The organism is Haloplanus sp., assembly GCF_028275055.1.
GTDB lineage: Archaea > Halobacteriota > Halobacteria > Halobacteriales > Haloferacaceae > Haloplanus.
The window spans coordinates 1-1979 of the sequence record NZ_JAQCNJ010000086.1; the positions used below are offsets into that span (position 1 = coordinate 1).

A 1979-nucleotide genomic window follows, 5' to 3' on the forward strand; every position below is an offset into this window, starting at 1 on the left:
GACCGTTCCGAGGACGTAGCCGACGACCCCGAGGTTCCCGAGGCGGTCGTCTCCGAGGCCGAGCGACTGACCCGGCTCGCCGCCGACGCCGCCGTCGAGGCCGAAGCCGAGGTGTATCGCGAGCGCCGGGCGGCGATCGCCGACGATCATGACGTCACCGCGCGCGTCCGCGACGAGGACGACACGCTCGTACTCTACCCCGAAGAGTGGGTCGAAGACGGGGTTATCCAGGTCGACCGGATCGAGGATACCGACCGCGCGGTGGAGGTGTCGCTGTCGGGCCCCGACCACGGCGCCGAGTGGGCGGACGTCGAGGCCGCCAACGAGGCGATCGTGGCGGCGGTGGCCGAGGCCCACGGCGAAACCCACGCCGCAAACGTCCGCGCGTTCGCGGACTTCATGGGGAATCACTACCTGAAACGCGTCGACGACGCGACCACGGATGAAACGGCGGAGTTCCTGACGGAGTATTATCCGCGGAACGCGTGGCCGTCGGCCGAACAGGCCGCAGTTGTCGAGGAGAGTCTCGCGCTGGCGACGGAGATCTCTGACGACGACTAACGGGGCGGCTGTGACAGCTACCGGTTGGCGTCGATCAGGTCCCCGAGTTCGCCGGCGCGCTCGTCGTCGGTGACGAACTTCGAGAACATCCAGTCGAACTGATCCAGAAGGGCGGCGTGGCCGTCGTCGGTGAGCTCGTACTGGTTGGTGCGTTTGTCGAGTTCGCTCTTCTCGACGAGTCCCATCTCCACGAGGTCGTCGAGGTTGGGATAGAGCCGGCCGTGGTTCACCTCGGTGCCGTAATACGTCTCGAGGTGCGACTTGATCGCGAGGCCGTACATCGGTTCCTCCGCCAGGATGACCAGGATATTCTGCTGGAACGCAGTGAGACCACGGACGACGTTGTCGGCCTCGGCTACGGTTTGACCTTCTGCCATACTAATGATAAAGGTGCCGGTGGGTTTAATACTTTGTAACTATCCCCCGGTATCGGCCCGCGTTGGGCGTCAAACGACCGTACAACGATCACGGCGGGAAGCCAGCATCCCCGGTATCGACCGGCTGAACGGGTACACGTATGCCGAACGCACAGTGTCTGGGAATCCTATCCGGGGAATATCACAAGCATCGCACAAGAGCATTAGCAGGAAGTCGCGTCCCGGCTCGGGGGTAACACCGCCGCGCCGCCCGGCGCAGATGCGAAAGGACTTTTTGTTCGTTCGGAGTCGCATTCGGTATGACGAACCTCTGGGAGGACCTCGAAACCGGACCGGACGCGCCCGACGTCGTCTACGCCGTCGTGGAGTGTCTGAAGGGTGAGCGGAACAAATACGAATACGACAAGGACGTGCCGGGCGTCGTACTCGATCGCGTGCTCCACTCGAACGTTCACTACCCCTCCGACTACGGCTTCCTGCCGCAGACCTACTACGACGACGGGGATCCGTTCGACGTTCTCGTGCTCGTGGAAGACCAGACGTTCCCCGGGTGCGTGATCGAGGCACGCCCCGTCGCGATGATGGAGATGGACGACGACGGCGAGAAAGACGACAAGGTGATCGCCGTCCCCGCCGAGGACCCCCGCTACGACCACGTCACGGACGTCGACGACCTCACCGACCAGCAGAAAGCGGAGATCTCGGAGTTCTTCGAGACGTACAAGAACCTCGAAGCGGGCAAAGAGACCGAGACGCTCGGCTGGGCTGACGCCGATGCGGCGAAAGACGCCGTCGAACACGCGATGGACCTCTACGAGGAGAACTTCGCGTAACTCGGCCCTCGTGAAGTGTGTCGAAGGGAACCGCTTTTACTCCCGCCGCCGTTACGCAGCGTGATGGCTACCTGCGACGAGTGCGGGGAGCACGAGAACCTCCCGTACCAGTGCCGCCGGTGCGGAGACACGTTCTGCGGCGAACACCGGCTGCCGGAGAATCACAACTGCCCGGGGTTGAACGAGTGGGACGACCCCTCGGGGGTTT

General features: G+C 63.7%; 4 protein-coding genes. 3 read left to right on the plus strand and 1 reads right to left on the minus strand.

Going from position 1 to position 1979, the window contains the following annotated elements:
• Positions 1–561 (plus strand): DUF7108 family protein (locus tag Q0925_RS10750; RefSeq protein ID WP_299335304.1); only part of this gene is annotated, 561 nt, incomplete at its 5' end.
• Positions 562–578: 17 nt separating this feature from the next.
• On the opposite strand, the gene Q0925_RS10755 is transcribed toward Q0925_RS10750, so the two are convergent.
• The gene (locus Q0925_RS10755) at positions 579–938 is read right to left on the minus strand and encodes a PadR family transcriptional regulator (RefSeq protein WP_299335305.1); all 360 of its coding nucleotides are present in this window, start codon (positions 936–938) and stop codon (positions 579–581) included.
• A 299-nt stretch (positions 939–1237) separates the two neighbouring features.
• On the opposite strand from Q0925_RS10755, the gene Q0925_RS10760 reads away from it, so the two are divergent.
• Positions 1238–1771, plus strand: a complete 534-nt coding sequence (locus Q0925_RS10760; RefSeq protein WP_299335307.1) for an inorganic diphosphatase — start codon at positions 1238–1240, stop codon at positions 1769–1771.
• Between the two features lie 63 nt (positions 1772–1834).
• Positions 1835–1979 (plus strand): AN1-type zinc finger domain-containing protein (locus tag Q0925_RS10765; protein ID WP_299335309.1); only part of this gene is annotated, 145 nt, incomplete at its 3' end.

Bases quoted from the DNA above. Each gene is read 5' to 3' on its own strand.
- Q0925_RS10755 (WP_299335305.1), bottom strand. From the start codon at position 938: ATGGCAGAAGGTCAAACCGTAGCCGAGGCCGACAACGTCGTCCGTGGT.
- Q0925_RS10760 (WP_299335307.1), top strand. From the start codon at position 1,238: ATGACGAACCTCTGGGAGGACCTCGAAACCGGACCGGACGCGCCCGAC.